This is a genomic window from Streptomyces sp. NPDC002403, from assembly GCF_053593015.1.
This window is the reverse complement of the sequence record NZ_JBSFBQ010000064.1, coordinates 20,539-36,570: the sequence shown is the minus strand read 5'-3', so window position 1 is coordinate 36,570 and position 16,032 is coordinate 20,539. Positions and strand designations below refer to the sequence as shown.

Genomic DNA, 16,032 nt, shown 5'->3' with positions numbered 1-16,032 from the left:
CACCACCACGTCACCCTCGTCTCGGTCGCCCACGCCTTCTGCACCCTGCAGCGACTGACCCGATCCCCAAAAGAGACGGCGTCGGCCTGAGCCTCTACCGAGTCGTCCGCGAGCTGCAGATACTCATCGCGACCTGGACCGGCGCCTGCCCCACCTGTCACCGCGACATGCCAGACCCCGCACCGACATGACCCAGCTTTACTAGCTAGTAGCGGTGGGCGCCGCGTCTGCCTCTCAGGCGCGGCGGATCCGCCAGAGCCAGGTGCACGCGGCGGTAATCAGGGCGGTGATTACCAGGTTGGGCAGGAGAGCGGGAGCGCTGTCCTCCTGCAGGACGCCGGAGGAGAGGTTCCAGGTGGCGATGAGGACCGTGGGCAGGACGGCGGTCAGCAGGACGCCGGTGGTTTTCTGGACGGCCCGCCAGTGCACCGAGGTGCACAGCAGGACGGCGCCGATGACGCGGAACAGGACGCCGAACACAGGCCCCGGCTGGTCGGGGAAGACCATTCCGAAAGGGGCGGCGAGGGTGAGCATCAGGAGCGGGACCAGGGGGTGGACTCTGCCGGGCCGGGCGGACGGGGCGTCGTCGCCGTGGCTGCGTGCCGGGACCCAGGCGTTCCCGTGGGCGGCCTCGGCCAGTGCCGTCGCCGCGATCGTGCGGGGGTCGCCCAGTTCGGCCAGGACCACGACGACTGCGGTGCCGGGGCGTTCGGCACGGGTGACCTCGATGTGTTCGGCGAGGTCGGCGAGGAGTTCCTGGCGGCGCTCTGCGGGCAGTGCGGATGCCTCGCGTTCGACGGCGCGGAGGTAGTCCTGGACAAGGTCGGCGGTCTTCATGCGGGGTCTCCAGGGGAGGGGCGGGGGACGTTCAAGAAAGCGTCGACGGCGTTGCGGAAGCCGGGCCACAGGAGAGTGAACTCCTCAAGCGCGGCCCGGCCACTGCCGGTGAGCGCGTAGTAGCGGCGCGGCGGCCCGACGGCGGACTCCTGCCAGGTGGTGGTGACCAGGTCGTCGCGGCGGAGCCGGGAGAGCAGCGGATAGACGGTGCCCTGGCTGGTGGCCAGGGCACCGGAGTCCTCCAGGGCGGCCAGGAGTTCCACGCCGTAGCGAGGGCGGTCCCGCATGAGAGCGAGGACGCAGTACTCCAGGACGCCCTTGCGCAGCTGGGCGGTTGCCCGAGCCTGCTTAGCTGAATAACCTGGTTCCATGTGATGCAAGATACCTGGCGAGGCAGGCGGCAGGGAAGGGGGGCCTTTCTCTGGACATCCTCCGGTGCTGGCCGAGCTGACGGATCTGGTGCGGGAGGCGTTCGAGCGCTGGGCGCAGCTGGATCAGGCCGAGCAGCAGCGGCGGTTGCGCCTGCGGCAGCAGGCGGCGTCATGATGCGCCGCAGCCGGAAGGAGCGTGCCCGGTGGTCCGATGCCGATGCTGTGGCGGACCAGGAGCTGGAGGAGCAGGGGGGTGGTGGATGTCGCCGTCGTCCAAGTCGGTGGTGGTGACCGGTGTGGTGCGGCGCCTGCCCCACCTGTAACCGCGACATGCCAGACCCCGCACCAACATGGCCAAGCCCTACTAGTGCTCTGAGTCGGGAATTCACTGCGTAAGTCCTCGACGGTTCGGCATGATGGCCGGGTGGCGAGGACGGGACGGCCGAAGGCCGAGCTGGTGCTGACCGATGACGAGTGTGAGACGTTGACCCGCTGGGCCAGGCGTCGGACCTCTTCCCAGGCCCTGGCCCTGCGGTGCCGGATTGTGCTGGAGTGCGCAACCGGCGCTTCGAACAGAGACGTTGCCGCCCTGCTCGGTGTCGAGGAGCACACAGTGAGCAGGTGGCGGGCCCGTTTTGCGCGGGACCGGCTTGAGGGCCTGACCGACGAGCCACGCCCGGGTGGCGCCCGGAAGATCACCGACGCCCAAGTGGAAGAAGTGGTCGTCAAGACACTGGAGACCACGCCGAAGGACGCCACGCACTGGTCTACGCGGTCGATGGCCAAGGAAGTGGGCCTCTCCCAGTCGGCCATCACGCGTATCTGGCGGACCTTCGGCCTCAAGCCGCACCTGGTGGACACCTTCAAGCTCTCGAAGGATCCGCAGTTCATCGAGAAGGTCCGCGATGTGGTCGGCCTGTAGCTCGCTCCGCCCGAGCATGCGCTGGTGCTGTGTGTGGACGAGAAGACGCAGATCCAGGCTTTGGACCGGTCCGCTCCGGTGCTGCCGGGCATGCCCGAGCGCCGTACTCACGACTACGTGCGCGGTGGCGTCATCACGCTGTTCGCCGCTGCCGGCGAGGTGATCGGCCAGATCCATCGCCGGCACCGGGCCGTGGAGTTCAGGAAGTTCCTCGTCCGGATCGACAGGGAGATGCCCGCCGGCCTGGACGTGCATCTGATCTGCGACAACGCCTCGACGCACAAGACCCCTGCCATTCAGAGGTGGCTGATCGCGCACCCCCGCTTCCACGTGCACTTCACCCCCATCAGCAGCTCCTGGCTCAACCAGGTCGAGCGCTGGTTCGGCCTGCTCACCGACAAGCAGATACGGCGAGGTGTCCACAAGAACGTCCAGCCCCTGGAGAAGGACATCCGAACCTGGATCGAGACCTGGAACCAGGACCCGAAACCTTTCGTCTGGACAAAGACCGCAGACGAGATCCTCGAACGCCTCGCAGGATATCTGAACCGAATTCCCGACTCAGGACACTAGTCGATGGACCCGGCGCTGCCGGAGATCACCCCGGTACACCCCCGTCGTCGTGAACAGTGGCGGGAGGGGCGGGTTCCTGAGCCAGGAGGCGTACTTGTGCGCCCCATGACAACAGATTGGTGGTGCCGGAATCTTGTGTGACAAAGCCGCGAGCCCTTGGCACAATCAGTCAGTTGCCCTGCCCTGCCCGGTTCTGGAGGAACGTCACGGCTGTCAATTACGAGCTTGCTCCGGCCTGGTTGCCGTGGTCTGCCGTTGATCCCGACCTGATCGCCTTCGACTGGGACGGTGAGAAGGGCTCTCAGGTCGCCACAGTGATCGCCTCGATGCCTCGGTTGGTACGGCCCTCCCGGCCGGCGTCGGGAGAGGGCGCGTCGAGCATTCCGGCGATCTCCTGTCGGTCCGATTCACGTGGGCCGGCCGCCCGGCTGCGCTGCTGCCTGGTCTGCAGGTACGACGCGAGCGTGTTCATGGCCATGCCGTCACACTGGCACCACGCCACGATCACTATGGACACCATGTCCATGGTGTCGGCCGCGTCCGCGGCCCGGGACAGCGCCATCGGCTTACAGCCGTGCGTTACATCGGGCTCCGTGTGCGACCCCCTGAAGGCTTGCTCTCGGACCGAGAAACGAACACCTCCCGCATGTCGGTGACCCATTCGAGCGTTGTTTGACGGCTGTGCCTTCGCCCTCGATGGTCGGACTGTTGTGGCGGCTAGCGTGGGTTCACCGCCCAGGTGTGGGTGTACCTCACGAGCCCCGGGACGAGCGTTCGAGCGCTCTAGCGGTTTTCCGGCGGGCGAGCAATGGAAGGGCCTGACATGTCCAACCACTTCACCGGCCTCAGCCTTGGGCCACCACTTGGCGACCAGCGTCTCGATCTGTGCGACCTGTATGCCTTCGGGGCGCCCGGCGATCCGAGCAGAACCGTTCTCATCCTCAACGCCAATCCCAACGCAGATGCCATGCACCCCGATGCCGTATACCGCCTGAACATTGACAACGACGGCGATTACCTGACCGACGGCGCCTTCAGTTGGGTCTTCAGCCCGCTGGCACCCGACGGCTCGCAGACCTACAGCGTCTTCATGGCAACCGGTGCGGAGTCCCGCAGGCCCGAGGCAGTCGGAACCAAGATCGTTTCAGACGCCGCTGTCTCCTTCGGCCCCCAGGCCAACGTGGTCAGCAGCGGCGACTACAAGGTGGCCGCCGGTAGCCGCAGCGATGCTTTCTTCTTCGACTTCGACGGAATCAAGAATCTGTTCGACACCAGCGGCAAGCGGAATTTCACCGCGCCGCATCTGGGCGGAAAGTCCCCGTGGACCGGCGTTGACTCCAACAGCACGGCCAACGTCTTCTCCATGGCCATCGAACTGCCGACCGCAGAGCTGGCCCCAAAGCCCGAGCTGCATATCTGGGGCCGGTGCAGCGTCCGACGCGACGGCGAACTCGTCCACGCGGACCGGGCCGGGCACCCGTCAATGAGCAGCTTCTTCAACACCGACGACACGAAGGAGGAGTACAACGCCAGTGAGCCGGTTGACGACCGGGCCAGGTGGACGGACCAGTTCGTCCACCTACTGGGCCACACCGGCGGCTACTCGCGTGAGGAGGCGATCACCGCGCTCGACGAGCACGGCCTCCTGCCGGACGTTCTGCACTTCGACCCGTCCAAGCCTGCTGCGTACCCGAATGGCCGGACATTCACGGAAGACGTCATCGACATCCGCGTCGCGTTCCTCACCAAGAACGAGGCGCCGCCCACCGGTCTGACGCCGCACACCGACACCCTGGACCGGTTCCCGTACCTCGGCAACCCGCACCGGGCAACCACCCACTGACGGATCCCGGCGCGATGCCCCCCGAGACCCACTGGGCCGCCAATACCCTCACCCCGCTCCACGACGAAGCCGGCACCGACCTCGACCACAGGGCCGCCCTCCGCCACCTGCCGCTGCGCCCTCACCTCGGACCGCAGAGAGGAACCAAGACCTGTGGATCAAGTCACTCGAGGTGGTGCCGCTGACGCAGCCGGCGACTGGCGTCAGCGCGGACACGTCTTCGTTCACTTCCAAGAGTTCTGGCACAACTTCCGTGTCGCGCCCGTGCTTCGTAACAGTGCGTGACGTACGCGTGAAGCTGAATCCAGTCTCTCGGCAGGCTTAGAGGCCGCACGGATAGGCCTGGTTGGGGAGCCCAGGGGCAAGACGGGCACAGATCCTGGTTATCACGGAGTTGCGACGCTCTGTGATTACTGGGGAGATCTGTGCCCGCACTGCCCTTACGGCTGACCGAACTGCTCTGGGACCATTCGCGGTCCTGCTGCCCAAGTGGCCGGTATACCACCCAGGCCATCCGCTTGGCTGCCACGCCCGCGCATCAGAGACCGGATCATCTTCGACAAGCTTCTGCAACTCCTGAGCAGAAATCTCTCGCCGGCTGCAAGACAGCTCACTCGACAGAGTCCAACGCTGGGGCAATTGTGGCGAAGGCCCGGTGGGTCAGTTCGGCAGGGTCCTCGGCACCGTCGCTACCGCTCCACCGTTGCAGCACGGCGTCGAAGGCGGTGAGCGCCATCCCGGCGGCTAGCTGCGGGTACAGATCGGTGTCGGGGTCGAGCCCCAGGCGCTGCGCCAACTCTGCTGCCAGGTCGTCGCGCCACTGGTCCTGGCGCTCCAGGAAGCGTGCGCGCAGAGCCGGGGTACGCAGAATCAGCTGAACCACGCGCAGTGCCCTGTCGGAATGGTCGGCGCAGGCGGCCATGGAGACCCAGACAGTGTGCTGCAGGGCCACGGAAGGCTGATCCTCGATGGGGCGAGACGCCAGCGCTGCGCGCATGCCGGTGCCCATGTCGACCAGGAACTGGACGACCACGTCCTCCTTGGAGGCGAAGTACCGGAAGAACGTTCGCTTGGACACGCCGGCGGTGGCTGCGATCTCGTCGATGGTGACCGCGTCGAACCCCTTCAGCGCCAGTAGCTGTAGCGCCGCTTCGCTCAGCTCGTTGGAGACGAGCTGGCGTTTGCGCTGGGCCATGGTGACTTCAGGGCGGGGGCTCACTGGGCAACCCTATCACCATGCCATCTATGGCACTTGGTAACGTCTTGACACCAAGTGCCATAGGCGGCAACGTGTGCCGCATGACGAAGAAGCGGCGCTGGACCGCCGATCAAATCCCGGACCAGGACAAGCGGGTGTTTGTCGTCACCGGAGCCAACAGTGGCCTCGGCCTGGCGACCGCCCGGGCACTCGCCCGCAAGGGCGGGCACGTGATCATGGCGGTACGCGACGAGGCAAAAGGCCACCTGGCCGCCGCAGAGATCACCGCTGAGCAGCCTGGCGCCGCCCTTGAGGTGCGCCGCCTCGACCTGGCCGATCTCGATTCCGTCCGAGCTTTCGCCGATCAGTTGCGCGCGGATCATCCGCGGCTGGACGTGCTCGTCAACAATGCCGGCGTGATGGCGCCGCCCCGCTCACTGAGCGCCCAGGGCCACGAGTTGCAGTTCGCCTGCAACCACCTTGGCCACTTCGCGCTCACTGGTCTACTGCTCGACCTGCTGACCGACGGCAACGACCCCCGTGTGGTCACGGTAAGTTCAACCAATCACCGGCAGGGGAACCTCTACTTCGACGACCTTTCCGGCGAGCGCAAGTACTCGCCCATGAGGTTCTACAACCAGTCGAAGTTCGCCAACGCCGTCTTCGGACAAGAACTCCACCGGAGGCTGACCGCGGCCGACAGCTCGGTGCGCAGCCTGCTCGCCCACCCCGGCTACACCTCCACCAACCTCCAAACAAGCGCGCCGGTTGGCATGGTGAAGGTGCTGTTCGGCCGCATCCTCGCCCCGCTCGCCCAGCCCCCGAAACAGGGTGCACTGCCCCAGCTGTACGCGGCCACCGCCCCGGACGTGAAGGGCGGTGAGTTCATCGGGCCGGACGGCTTCGCCGAGCTGCGAGGCGGCCCGACACGAGTGCAGTTGTCCACCGCGGCAGCCGATTCCCAGACCGGCCGCCGTCTGTGGGAACTGTCGGAACAACTCACCGACGTGCGGTTTCTCTTTCCGGCCACTTTCTGAGGTTCGACAGGGAGAAGTCGTGCCGACTCCAAAGGCCAGGCGCCGATTGCGGGGGCACCAGACCAGGAAGGCGGTGGAGGAAGGCGGTATCCGGGGTTCCGGCGCAATTCTGCGGGCTGCTCGTCGGTGTGTCGGTTGCTTCCGTTCCGTCCGCTGGACGATGCTCCGTGAGGGGGTCCGCAGCGGGAAGAGGAGCCCTTGGTGGGCTGGAGAAAGCGTCACCCTGGCTGGTCCTTTCGTACGCCGACGACCGCGGTGGCGCTGGTCGGTTGCGCCCTGCTGGGGCCCGCTTGCTCGGCTGTGCCCGATTCGGCTCCCGGAGCGGGCACGACGGCCCGGGCGTCCCGTCCGGTCCCGCACGTGAAGGATCCGGGGCAGTGCCGTCCCACCCTGGTCGGCGTGGCGCATCCTGATGACGACCTGGCCTTTCTGAACCCGGAGATCAGGCAGACCATCCGCGCCGGGTGCCCGGTCGACACGGTGTATCTGACCGCCGGCGACGATGCCAAGAAGAACCGGGTCGAGGCGTTGGAGTACGTGGACCGCAGGGAGTACGGGGTGCGGGCGGCCTACGCGGAGATGGCGGAGGCGACCAACCGCTGGGAACGGTCGGATGTGCAGGCGGACGGTGTCCGGGTCAGGTCCTACCAGCTCGCGGACGACGCCAGGGACACCGATGTGCGGCTGACGTTCCTGGACCTCCATGACGGACTGCCGCACGGCCAGGAGGCGAACAGCCTGCTCAGACTGTTCGACCGGGACAAGAAGAGCATCGAGCCGTTCCAGAGCACCGCGAGCTACACGGAGGACCGGCTGCTCGCGGTGGTGTCCGCACTGGTCCGGCTGAGCCGGGCAGAGCGCATCCTGACGATGGATCACGACAACGCCTCGTTCGCCTTCGGCCTCGGCGGCGGTGTCGACCACGCCGACCACGGCGTCGGCGCCCGGTACTTCCGCAGGGTGGGCTACGCGCTCGGGGTTCCCGTGTCGGCCTACCTCGGCTACACCATGTCGCCGCTCGCGCCGAACCTCACTCCCGGGGCCTCGGCCGAGAAGGACGAGGTGGCGCGCTGGTATCTCGCCAGCCGGAAGTGCCGGGCCACCGGGACGTGCGCGAACGTCACCGCCTACAAAGGCCCGCTCCAGAAGGACTGGAGTCTGTGGATCCAGCGGCAGTACCAGCAGACCCCCCGGTCCCCGCGCGCCGGGGAGATCCTCGGGGACATCGGCCGGACGACGTACTTCACCGGAAGGGAACCGTCACAGTGCCTCCACGCCACCACCGGGCCGTCGAACGCCGGTACGGCCGACATCCGCGGCTGTGACGGATCAGCCGCGCAGAAGTGGGACATGAGGAAGGACGGGACGATCAGGCCACGGCTCGACCGCGAATCGTGTCTGACCGCGAACTCATCGGCCGTCGGACTTGAGCGGTGCGAGGACGGTCGCGGGAGCCAGCGGTGGACCCGTGAGCCGTGGCAGAGCTCGACCTGGAAACGTAACGCCTGGCGGATCGTCAGCAGTGACCACCGCTGTCTGTTCCAGGACGACCGCGAACTCCCCGCCCGCTGGAACGACCGCGACCGGCAGAACCCCGAGCTGGAGCTCTCCGACTGCGGCACGCAGCCCCGGCCCGAACTCTACTGGCGCTGGAGTGGCTGAGCTCGCATGGCCTCGGCCGGCGCCTCACCGAATCGCGCCAGGAGCAGCACTCCCGGGAGTCGGCCAGGCGCACCGCGCGCGGACCGAAGCGCCTGCCAAGGCCGGCTGACCGCCGCGGACTCCGGGTCGGCGACTGCCAACTCCCGCCCAGGCGACGGGCCGTCGGTCCGAGGTGCTCCAGTAGGCTGCTCCGGCCATGGATACACACGTCGGACCCGAACAGACCCGGAACAACGTGATCGCTTCCGGTCCGCCGATCCGGCAGCTCTTCCAGGACGTCATCGCCGACCGCCTGCCGGGCCCCAGGCCACCCCAGGCGGCGATGCTGTTCGACGCCGAGGTCGACGCCTACTGGGACGACCGGAGCTTCCTCGGCGACTTCTATAACGAGATCCTCCACCAGAACACCTGCCGGCCCGCCACCGCTGACGGCCTCGCCCCGGTCGCGGCCCTCGCCGTCGACGACCGGATTCTCGCCCGAAACCGGTTCCAAGCCGTCGGACTGCTGTTCAGGGCTGCCGCTGTCGCCGAACGCCACCTCGCCGAGACCTGGCCTGTCACCCCGCAACATGCCGATCCCGACAGCGAGGCCCGGGCCCGCAACGCGGTCCAGGTCCGCACTCCAGATCTACTGACCCGCTGGTCGGCCGAATGCCTTGCGGTTCGCCTCGTACTCGCCGGCGTCGCCGTCGTCTTCCCAACGGACCGTACCCTGCCCGTATTGGCACCGCGCCTGCAGACCTAAGCCGCACACCCGGTCGACGGGGGCCCGACGCGCTGCGGCAGTGGATGGAGCAGGCGGGCTGGACGCACAACGTCTTCGCCGAGAACCCCGACTTCGACACCCCGTGCACCCGCGCGGCCCTCACCAAGGCGACGGACCAGCTTGCCGATATGCCGCTGGTGTGGGGCCACCTCGACTACGGCCTGCCGAACGTGCTGCCCGGCGGCGTCATCGACTGGCAGCACCACGGCGTGACGCCCCTCGGATACGACGTCGCCCTGGCCCTGGAGGTCATCCCCTTCAAGGGCTACGCCGCCACCCCGGAGCAGCGCGAGCGGTACCTGACCGTGATGGATTCGGCGGCCCGGGCCGCCGGCAGTCCGCCGGTCAGCCCGCACCTGGGAGCGTTCCTCCTGGTCAAAAGCCTGTTCTTCCTCGCGTTGATGTGCCCGACCGACCCGGCCCGGGTCGACAAGCACCAGAAGTGGCAGTACCGGCGCCACCTCCTCCTGAAGGGACTCGAGCAGTATGAGCGCACCGGCAACGTCGGCACCGCCCTCTTCCCGGCCCTCGACGGCTTCGCCGCTGGGCAGGGCGCTGCCGGCCGCCCGTGACCGGGACTGCCTGCTGGACCGGTCCGGCGCCATCTTCAAGGTGATCGGCGACGTCCACCCCGACTCGCACTGGCTGGGGTACGTGAAGTACTACCCCAACGAGCGCGGCGACCGGACGCTGTTCGGAAAGACCTATCGGCAGAACACGGTCGTCTCCAAGGCGTTCGGGCTTCTGGCCGACCGCCCCGAGTGCTACATCTACTCACCCGTGATCGGGTGCGTGATCACCGGCGTGCCCCGCGAGGACGTCGTGCTGCACTACTCGTGCCGGCAAGCCCTGGCCACCCTGCGCGAGTCGCCCGAACTGCTGGACGGTTCGGCAGTGAGCAAGGACCTGCTCGCCATCATCGGCTGGATCGTGGACCAGGAGGCCGGCGACGTCATCGGCGTCACCGGCTCCTTCCTTGTCGGTGTGGCGGGCGCCCGCTCGGACATCGACCTGGTCTGCTACGGCCCCCGCGGCTACGAGGTAGCCAAGACCCTGTTCACCGAGCGGCCCCTGATCCGGCCGCTCGCCCCAGACAGCGTCCTGGCGAGGCGTGAGGTGCCCGGTGGCCCGCTGGTAGGAGCGCAGCCCGGCGAGCTTCTTCTCCCAGGCTTCCTCACCGGGCTCCCACACCATCCCGGCCTCGTCGAGGAGCTCCTTGCGGTGGGGGCGAGTTAGCCTGCGCGCTGCGCGCGGCGTTGCTGGTGGACTCACCGGCCCAGGGGGTAGTCCTTCGTCATGCCTGCCGTGGTCTCGGTGTCGTAGAGGACGGCGTGCAGGCCGGTGATCTCGTTCTCGGTACGCCAGCGGATGAGGGCCTGGTATCCCTCGAGCCAGACGAGGGATTCGGGCCGGATGACGCGGCAGCGGGTCAGGGCGGCGATGTCGGCGGCGTCGCGGGGGAGGCGAAGCTGACCACGACGGAGTGACCCGGTCGACCTCCTGCTGGAGGGCTTGGGTGTGGGTTTTGCCGCGGGCCCGGCATTTGTCGTAGTAGGTGCGGGAGGCAGCATCGTGCAGGGCGGCGAACGCGGACAGGAACATGGCCCGTTCGAGCTGCCGGTTGCCGCCTCTGGGTGCGTGTTCGCCGTGGATCGACGTTCCGGACGACTTCGTCGTGGGGGCGAGGCCGGAGCAGGAGGCGAGGTGGGCGGTGCTCGGGAAGCTGGATCCGTCGCCGGATGGGGTTGCGGCGGGAGATGACCTGGGCGAAGGCGTAGTCGAACCAGCCTCCTGCTCCATGGGGGCCGGGCGGCACGTAGGCGAGGGTCTTCCACTGCCCTGCGACGGGCGCGAACGCGGTGAGGACCAGCACCAGGACACGCGCGCCCGCATGCAGCGCCTGTTGGCGTATCACTTCAACCGCCCCGACCTGGCCGAGTGCGTTGCTGTCCTTGAACCGGCCACGAAGAGCTCTGAAGCAGGCGTCTCAACGCCTCGTGCGACGGAGAACGGGGCGGGGCTGTGTATGCCACGAGCAACTGGTCGGGGTGGGTGTCGACGGTGAACTGCTGGACGTCCAATGTGAGCCGGCCGACGACCGGGTGAATGTATGTCTTCGTGAGCTGCCGCGGACCTCGCACCCGGTGACCCGCCCACCAGATACGGAAGTCCGGATCCCGCGCCGTGAGTTCCCCGACCAGCTCCGCCAAGGCCGCGTCATGAGGCGCGCGGCCGGCTTCCATCCGCAGCACGGCGACACACTCGCGGGCGACCGGGGGCCAGTCCGCGTACAGGGAGCGGAAGGCGTCGTCGAGGAAAGTGAGCCGGATCAGGTTCCGCTGCGCCGCAGGCAGCACGGCGAAGTCTGTCAGGAGGGCTGCCGCTCCCCGGTTCCACGCGAGGACGTCCATGCCGCGACGCAGCACCAGGGCGGGTACATCGTGCATGGTGTCTAGCAACTGCTCCAGGCGAGGCGCGACTTGATGTCGCTCGGGTGAACTCGGCGAAGGGGCGGGCGCGACGTCGGCCAGAGTGAAGAGATAGGCCCTCGCGTCCGCGGCGAGCTGCAACGCGTCGGCCAGCGCATCCAGTACGGCGCGAGAGACCCGACAGCTGCGCCCCTGTTCGAGCCGGACGATGTAGTCGACGCTGACATGGGCGAGCTGGGCCAGTTCCTCCCGGCGCAGGCCCGGCACTCTCCGTAACCTCCCGTCATCGGGAAAGCCCGCCTGCCGTGGGTCGCACTCCGCGCGTCGGGCCCGCAGGAAGTTCCCCAGCCCGCTGCCGAGATCCGCGGCGTCATGGTCTGCCATGCCTCCAGTGTGGTCGCTGCCGCGGCGACATGCCTGGTACTGGGCTGCATAGGCACAGTCGTCCCTGGCGGGGCCATTCCGACGCGGGCGACGGTGGGACCGAGGTCGCCGGATCCCGGCACCGGACGCCCGGCTCGGGCATACATCCCTACGTCTTCGACGGGAGTGCATCACCATGCGCAGCGACGTCACATTCCCCAGCAACGGGCTCAAGCTGGCCGGCCATCTCTACACGCCCGACGCCCCCGCCTCCGGCTACCGCCCGGCGATCATCGTCGGCCACCCCGGCAGCGGGGTCAAGGAACAGGCTGCAGGGCTCTACGCCCGGCGCCTGGCCGAGCGCGGATTCGTCGCGCTCGCCTTCGACGCCGCGTATCAGGGCGCCAGCGAGGGAGAGCCGCGCGGTCTGGAGGACCCGGGCCAGCGGGTGGAAGACCTCAAGGCCGCGGTCTCCTTCCTCTCCACCCGCGACGAGGTCGACGCCGGCCGGATCGGGGCACTCGGGATCTGCGCCTCCGGCGGTTACGCCCTGGCCGCCACGGCCACGGACCACCGCATCCGGGCCGTCGGCACGGTGAGCGCGGTCGACATCTCCCGGCAGTTCCGCCTCGGTGCGGACGGCACCCAGGACCCCGACGTGTTGCAGAACATGCTCGCCGAAGCGGCAGCGGCCCGTACCGCTGAGGCCCGCGGGGAGGACGTCCAGCGTTTCCCACTCTTCCCCACGACCGAGGCCGAGGCGCGCCGCGCCGGCCCGCACGTCCATGAGGGCTGGGAGTACTACTGCACGCCACGCGCCGAGCACCCCCGGTCCGCCAGGACTCTGACCTGGACCAGCGTCGACCGCATCGCCTACTTCGACGCCTTCCACGCCGTCGGACTCATCGCGCCACGTCCCCTGCTGATGATCACCGGACGCGAAGCGGTGACATCGTGGATGAGCGTGGAAGCATTCCAGAAGGCCGACGCCCCGAAGGAACTGCACTGGATCGAAGGCGCCGTACACAACGACCTCTACGACAAGGACACCTACGTCACACCCGCCATCGACAGGCTGGCCGAATTCTTCGGAGCGCACATGGAGCCGTGAGAAGCCCAGGTCCCTGGGCTCCAGCGGCGGTTCAGCTCGACCGCCGTGAGGAGCGCCTGTCCGGCCTCGCGGCGCTCGTAGCCGCACAGCGTCGTCTGGAGGTCACGCGCCTGTTCCGGCGCGTTGCTTTCGAGGTGGCGTACTCCGTGTGGATCCGCGGGAGCGTGTCGTCGAGGAACTGGCTGTGCAAGGAGGGCACACTCATCTGCTTTCCTTTCGGTCGGAGCAAAGCAGATCAACGTAAGACGCTGAACGACCCTGATTCGCGATCGAAATGGTTCACTCGCAATCGTGCGAGGCGCCGCTCCCCGGCCTGCCGCTGGCCATTCTGCTGGTCCCGGGGCCGGGTCAGCGGTCGGTGCTGCCGGGCGCGATCTGCTGCATGAGACTGATCACGTCCGGGGCCACCCACTCTTCGGCGATCTTGCCGTACGTAGCCGCCCCGCCGACGTACTCGCCGCCAAGCGGGGCCACGCTGAGCCACGACGAGGCGGCGGCCGTCGCGCTTGCCGTGCTGACCGTGTGGCAGGCGCTCGTCAGCCATACCGCGTTGCAACGGGGCAGCAGATCCTGGTGCACGGCGGCGCCGGGGGTGTCGGCGGCCTCGGCGCACAGCAGGTCATCGTCTCCCGCCACTGCTCGTCCGTGATGCTGAGGAACCCACCCGGCCGCGCCGACGCCGAGCCCATGTTGTTCGCAGGTACGTCGATCCGGTCCCCGGCCGCGGCGACGGGCCGCCCGGCGCCCTCGGCCCCGCCGAGATCCACCTGCACCAGACGTACGTTCCCGTCGTCGGCCTGCGCATCGGGCTCGTCGGAAGAGTGCCGCGCGCCGGCCACCACCTGCACGCCCTCAGCGGGAAGGGCCTACACGACCGCGAGCCCGATTCCCCGGCGAGCGCCAGTGACCACGGCCACGCGGCCCTCCAGCCCAAGATCCACCGTGCTGTCTCTTCCGGACGCGCGGCCCGGTGCCGCCTGGGCGGGTGAGCCGGAACGACGGTCATCGGCCTTGTCACGCACATGCTTGTATCGACATGAATCTCGATACCGGGACTCCATGCTCCTGGACCATCAAGATCGAAGCCTCCCCGGTGTCCAGAATCCGGGGTCAACGTCCACCGGGCAGCTGACCGAACGCGTCCTCCCGCTCATTTGCCCCCTCCGGGCGTGAAGTACAGCACCGTCCGGGTGAACCCGTGACGGTATCGTCCGTCCTGGCCGGCCCATCGGCCGGATGATGGGCGAGCATGGCCCCAGGTGAGCCACGGCAGGCGGCCCCAGGTGGGCCACGCTTCGCGCCCCACAGTGGCGACACAAATCCAGGGTGACACCCGCACCCAGCGAGGAAGGCGGGCTGTGATGAGTGTTTCGGATACGGGCGCCGCAGGGCGGAGCCAGGGCGAGATGGTCCAGCTCTCGGCGATCGAGTTGAACGTCAACCATCAAGTACAACGGCTTGAGGTGGATCCACGGACCTCGCTGCTCGACGCGCTGCGCGAGCACCTGCGCCTGAGCGGAACCAAGAAAGGGTGTGATCACGGGCAGTGCGGCGCCTGCACAGTGCTGATCAACGGCCGACGCATCAACTCTTGTTTGACGCTCGCCGTGATGCATGAGGACGACGAGATCGTGACGATCGAAGGCCTGGGCGATCCCGATGATCTGCACCCCATGCAACGTGCCTTCGTCGAGCATGACGGCTTCCAATGCGGCTACTGCACTCCCGGCCAGATCTGTTCGGCTGTCGGCATGCTCGCCGAGGTGGAGGCAGGCTGGCCCAGCCACGCCACCGCTGACGGGACCTCGCCGCGGATCGCATTGACCGATGAGGAGATCCGCGAGCGGATGAGCGGCAACATCTGTCGGTGCGCCGCCTATCCGAACATCGTCGCGGCAATCCGCGGCATCGCAGTGGGAGGCCCGGAATGAGATCCTTCACGTACGAGCGAGCGACCGACGCACAGGCCGCCGTCGCTGCGGTGTCCAGAACCGGCGCGAAGTTCATCAGTGGCGGCACCAACCTGCTCGACCTGATGAAGCTCGACATCGAGAAGCCCAGCCATCTGGTCGACATCAGTCGGCTTCCGTTGAGGGACATCGAGGAGCTCCCGGACAGCGGACTGCGTATCGGGGCCCAGGCGGCGAATTCCGATGTGGCCGCCGACACTCGAGTGCGTACGCGCTACCCGGTGCTGTCGGAGGCACTGGTGTCGGGAGCCTCGGGCCAACTGCGCAACAAGGCGTCCACCGGAGGAAATCTGTTGCAGCGCACTCGCTGCCCCTACTTCTACGACACAGCTGCGGGCTGCAACAAACGGGATCCCGGTTCCGGATGCTCGGCGATCGGCGGGTTCAACAGGATTCACGCCCTCCTCGGCGTCAGCGACTCCTGCATCGCCACCCACCCCTCGGACATGGCCGTCGCGATGACCGTGCTGGAGGCGGAGATCGAGCTGCTCGACGCCGACGGGTCGGTACGCCGCGTCGCCATCGCAGACTTCTACAGGCTGCCGGGCGATACGCCGCACATCGAGACCGTCCTGCGTCCTCGCGAGATGATCACGAGCGTGCTGCTGCCCCCGCCCCCGTCGGGTCGGCAGATCTACCGCAAGGTGCGGGACCGGGCGTCGTACGAGTTCGCGCTGGTCTCCGTGGCGGCTGTCGTCTCGACCGGTCAGGGAGCGATCAGTGAGGCGCGGGTGGCTTTCGGCGGTGTGGCGCACAAGCCCTGGCGGTCCGTCGAGGCCGAGGCCGCGTTGACCGGCCGTCCCGCCACGATGGTCACCTATCGCGCCGCCGCCGAGGCCGCGATGCGCGACGCCGTGGGGCAGGGGTACAACGACTTCAAGATCGAGCTGGCCAGGCGCACGCTGTGCCGCACGCTGGCGCAAGCGGCTCAGGCGAGCTGAGGAGACGAG

14 protein-coding genes and 4 pseudogenes are annotated in these 16,032 nt (G+C 68.0%); 10 read left to right on the top strand and 8 right to left on the bottom strand.

Annotated elements, in window-relative coordinates; genetic code table 11:
* Positions 1-234: 234 nt before the first annotated feature.
* Together ACWCPY_RS37560 and ACWCPY_RS37555 are read right to left on the bottom strand one after the other, a co-directional pair.
* Positions 235-837, bottom strand: a complete 603-nt coding sequence (locus ACWCPY_RS37560; RefSeq protein WP_451272798.1) for an HAAS signaling domain-containing protein — start codon at positions 835-837, stop codon at positions 235-237.
* Positions 834-1,208 carry a PadR family transcriptional regulator gene (locus tag ACWCPY_RS37555; protein ID WP_266922933.1) on the bottom strand — a complete coding sequence of 125 codons (375 nt, stop codon included), beginning with the start codon at positions 1,206-1,208 and terminating at the stop codon, positions 834-836. The genes ACWCPY_RS37560 and ACWCPY_RS37555 overlap by 4 nt, the downstream gene beginning before the upstream one ends.
* A gap of 424 nt (positions 1,209-1,632) precedes the next feature.
* Between ACWCPY_RS37555 and ACWCPY_RS37550 the strand changes: the two are divergent.
* Positions 1,633-2,703: pseudogene (locus ACWCPY_RS37550) on the top strand (IS630 family transposase).
* A 301-nt stretch (positions 2,704-3,004) separates the two neighbouring features.
* Here the strand turns inward: ACWCPY_RS37550 and ACWCPY_RS37545 are convergent.
* The gene (locus ACWCPY_RS37545) at positions 3,005-3,265 is read right to left on the bottom strand and encodes a hypothetical protein (protein ID WP_451272793.1); all 261 of its coding nucleotides are present in this window, start codon (positions 3,263-3,265) and stop codon (positions 3,005-3,007) included.
* A 261-nt stretch (positions 3,266-3,526) separates the two neighbouring features.
* Here ACWCPY_RS37545 and ACWCPY_RS37540 point away from each other — a divergent pair, with 261 nt between their 5' ends.
* Together ACWCPY_RS37540 and ACWCPY_RS37535 are read left to right on the top strand one after the other, a co-directional pair.
* Entirely contained in the window at positions 3,527-4,546 is a 1,020-nt protein-coding gene (locus ACWCPY_RS37540) for a DUF4331 family protein (protein ID WP_451272791.1), read from the top strand.
* Between the two features lie 425 nt (positions 4,547-4,971).
* A pseudogene (locus ACWCPY_RS37535) lies at positions 4,972-5,176 on the top strand (IS5/IS1182 family transposase); the annotation flags it as partial.
* Here ACWCPY_RS37535 and ACWCPY_RS37530 read toward each other — a convergent pair.
* The gene (locus ACWCPY_RS37530; protein ID WP_451272790.1) at positions 5,157-5,741 is read right to left on the bottom strand and encodes an acyl-CoA-like ligand-binding transcription factor; all 585 of its coding nucleotides are present in this window, start codon (positions 5,739-5,741) and stop codon (positions 5,157-5,159) included. The pseudogene ACWCPY_RS37535 and the gene ACWCPY_RS37530 overlap by 20 nt on opposite strands.
* A 104-nt stretch (positions 5,742-5,845) precedes the next feature.
* Between ACWCPY_RS37530 and ACWCPY_RS37525 the strand changes: the two genes are divergently transcribed.
* The 4 genes from ACWCPY_RS37525 (at position 5,846) to ACWCPY_RS37510 (ending at position 9,781) form a co-directional block, all read left to right on the top strand.
* A complete protein-coding gene (locus tag ACWCPY_RS37525) occupies positions 5,846-6,781 on the top strand; it encodes an oxidoreductase (protein ID WP_451272789.1) in 936 nt (311 codons plus the stop codon).
* A gap of 399 nt (positions 6,782-7,180) precedes the next feature.
* A complete protein-coding gene (locus tag ACWCPY_RS37520; RefSeq protein ID WP_451272788.1) occupies positions 7,181-8,443 on the top strand; it encodes a ricin-type beta-trefoil lectin domain protein in 1,263 nt (420 codons plus the stop codon).
* A 196-nt stretch (positions 8,444-8,639) separates the two neighbouring features.
* Positions 8,640-9,188, top strand: a complete 549-nt coding sequence (locus ACWCPY_RS37515) for a hypothetical protein (RefSeq protein WP_451272786.1) — start codon at positions 8,640-8,642, stop codon at positions 9,186-9,188.
* A gap of 44 nt (positions 9,189-9,232) precedes the next feature.
* Complete coding sequence (locus tag ACWCPY_RS37510) at positions 9,233-9,781, top strand: phosphotransferase (protein ID WP_451272784.1); 549 nt, start codon at positions 9,233-9,235, stop codon at positions 9,779-9,781.
* A gap of 484 nt (positions 9,782-10,265) precedes the next feature.
* On the opposite strand, the pseudogene ACWCPY_RS37505 reads toward ACWCPY_RS37510, so the two are convergent.
* From ACWCPY_RS37505 to ACWCPY_RS37495, 3 genes and pseudogenes are all read right to left on the bottom strand, one after another.
* Positions 10,266-10,669 (bottom strand): annotated as a pseudogene (locus ACWCPY_RS37505) (helicase associated domain-containing protein); the annotation flags it as partial.
* Positions 10,670-10,715: 46 nt separating this feature from the next.
* Positions 10,716-10,946, bottom strand: a pseudogene (locus ACWCPY_RS37500) (transposase); the annotation flags it as partial.
* A gap of 179 nt (positions 10,947-11,125) precedes the next feature.
* The gene (locus ACWCPY_RS37495; RefSeq protein WP_451272782.1) at positions 11,126-12,022 is read right to left on the bottom strand and encodes a helix-turn-helix domain-containing protein; all 897 of its coding nucleotides are present in this window, start codon (positions 12,020-12,022) and stop codon (positions 11,126-11,128) included.
* A gap of 175 nt (positions 12,023-12,197) precedes the next feature.
* Between ACWCPY_RS37495 and ACWCPY_RS37490 the strand changes: the two genes are divergently transcribed.
* A complete protein-coding gene (locus ACWCPY_RS37490) occupies positions 12,198-13,112 on the top strand; it encodes an alpha/beta hydrolase (RefSeq protein WP_451272780.1) in 915 nt (304 codons plus the stop codon).
* 348 nt (positions 13,113-13,460) lie between these two features.
* Here the strand turns inward: ACWCPY_RS37490 and ACWCPY_RS37485 are convergent, their stop codons facing one another.
* Positions 13,461-13,748, bottom strand: coding sequence for a hypothetical protein (locus ACWCPY_RS37485; protein ID WP_451272778.1), 288 nt, complete (start codon positions 13,746-13,748; stop codon positions 13,461-13,463).
* Between the two features lie 725 nt (positions 13,749-14,473).
* On the opposite strand from ACWCPY_RS37485, the gene ACWCPY_RS37480 reads away from it, so the two are divergent.
* Together ACWCPY_RS37480 and ACWCPY_RS37475 are read left to right on the top strand one after the other, a co-directional pair.
* Complete coding sequence (locus ACWCPY_RS37480; RefSeq protein WP_451272776.1) at positions 14,474-15,043, top strand: 2Fe-2S iron-sulfur cluster-binding protein; 570 nt, start codon at positions 14,474-14,476, stop codon at positions 15,041-15,043.
* Positions 15,040-16,023, top strand: coding sequence for an FAD binding domain-containing protein (locus ACWCPY_RS37475; RefSeq protein WP_451272774.1), 984 nt, complete (start codon positions 15,040-15,042; stop codon positions 16,021-16,023). Before ACWCPY_RS37480 ends, ACWCPY_RS37475 begins: the two co-directional genes overlap by 4 nt.
* Positions 16,024-16,032 lie beyond the last annotated feature (9 nt).